The organism is Desulfosporosinus metallidurans (assembly GCF_001936615.1).
In the GTDB taxonomy this organism is placed as follows: domain Bacteria; phylum Bacillota; class Desulfitobacteriia; order Desulfitobacteriales; family Desulfitobacteriaceae; genus Desulfosporosinus; species Desulfosporosinus metallidurans.
Window position 1 is genome coordinate 1 of sequence record NZ_MLBF01000135.1, and the last position, 2,026, is coordinate 2,026.

Annotated in this window: 1 protein-coding gene; it reads right to left on the bottom strand. The window is 44.4% G+C overall.

Features of this window, described 5'->3' with window-relative positions; all coding sequences use genetic code 11:
* Positions 1-155: 155 nt before the first annotated feature.
* Positions 156-1,397 (bottom strand): IS110 family RNA-guided transposase, encoded by a 1,242-nt coding sequence (locus tag DSOL_RS25920; RefSeq protein ID WP_075367575.1) that lies wholly within the window; start codon positions 1,395-1,397, stop codon positions 156-158.
* Between the last annotated feature and the right edge of the window lie 629 nt (positions 1,398-2,026).

Genomic DNA, 2,026 nt, shown 5'->3' on the forward strand with positions numbered 1-2,026 from the left:
AAGTCCTTCGGTAATATGTCAAGACCTTAAGTGAGTCATATTTTCAGTAATTCAATTATCAGTGGGCAAAAAAAGGCAACAGGAAACCATCTCATCCCCCAAAATATCATGGGAATAAGTTACAAAAATGGGAATTAAATTATCGCGTTTTATGCTTAGCTTACATTCCCCCTATTGCCATGTGGCATGTAGATTTGGTTGCTGCGTAGCAGAGCATCAACCATACGGACGAGTTTACGTGCAGTAAGCACAAGAGCACGGCGATGATGGTGAGTCTTACTTTCCGAAAATTTACGTTGGTAAAAAGCTTTGTACTCTGGTTCCTTTTGGCGTACTAAGTTAGCAGCCTGGATGATATAACTGCGCAGGTAGGTGTTGCCGGTCCGGGTTAAGGGTGTGTCATCGGCCGTAAAATTACCTGACTGGTGAGAACGCCAGGTTAACCCAATGAACTTTGCTAAGGCTCCTTCATTCGGAAAACGACGGATGTCTCCAATTTCAGCAATAATACCAGCTGAAAGCACAGGACCAATACCGGGAATGGTAATGAGTGTATTAGGGAAATGTCTAATCTCTGCTTCAATCGCCTTATCGATTTTCTTTACCTGCTTCTCTAAAGTGTGGATGGTTTCGATGCTAGTGGCCAGGATAAGGTTAATTGGTTGCAATAGACTTCCACGTAGTCGATGGGCCTTGCGGGCGGCTTCCTTCAACTCTCGGGCTTTGGCTTCCGGATCCTCGAAATGGCTTCTTCCTTTCTCCATGAGGAAATCAATCAGTTCATCAAGCGGTCGAGCCGCAACCTCTTCTGGAGAAAAAAACTCAAGTGTCAAGGATTCAGAAGTAGCGCCAAAAGTATTACTAAAAACCGCACCTTGGGCAAGAGTGCTAAATTTCAAGAACAAGTTAGTGAGAAAATAGTTCTTCTCTCTGGAGATCATATCAATCAGATGACAACGAAAGCGAGTGAGGCGCTGTAAAGGTAAGTAGCGGAAATCGACCTGAGAGCCCTCTGGGAGACGGCCGAAGCGTAAACGTTCGGCAATGACCCAGGCATCAATCCAGTCGTTCTTCGGAAGGTCCACATAAGCCTTCTTGAAATTAGCAACGACCTTGGGGTTAAAGGAATAAATTTTGGGCTGTAAAGGTGCTAAACTATGGTCTTCCGCCAAGAACATTTGTAACGGCCAACTATACACGGAAGTGGCCTCTAAACCAATAACCAGCCGGTCTATTTTCTCTTTAGCACAGGCGTCAGAGAGATATCGGGCAATTTGCTCACAACCAGGCTTATCATTCAAAACCCGTAGTTTTTTAACCGGTTCATTACCCCGCTCATCTAAGATTCGCACTTTAAAATCGCTGGAACTCACATCAATACCGACAAAAAAACTCAATTAAAATCACCTCACTTTCCGAGCTGTAGAATATGTAAGATTAACGTTGGGACCAGGCACCACAACAGGTCAACAACCTCGCCGAATCAGCACTTGTCTTAAAAAGACCTTGGATCCAGCCGATCTGCTACCATCGGAGGTGTTCCCTTTAAGCTGTGCAACCTTCGAGTTAAAAGTTCAAATTGTGGGCTGGCAGTCAGACTTAAAAAGAGGTCAAAGCCTCAAGGAGAGAAAGGCCTTACCAGAACGAACCTCACGGTATCATTTTGCCTGAAACCCCAACAAAATTAAATACTTTTTTGTTGTCAAAGAACGATCTGAGGAATCTCAGGTATTCCTCATCCTGAGCCTGTGGACAGTGCCAGCCTATGGAAAAGCCCTTTTGGGTCTGTCTCAAAAGAGCTTTCCCACAGGCTTTGGACAAGTCGAATTTGAAGTATGCTTTGGGGTTAACTTGTCCACACTGCCCACAGGCACGACGACTGCATGGGGTATGCGTTATTCTGCGCGCATCTTATTGATGTTGACCAAACAAATGAATTTCCAGTTTTCTTTGGTCATATAAATACCCCACGTTCCATTAGTTTTTTGAACTCGTGGGGCAGGAACTAAATTAATTATACGAGGAG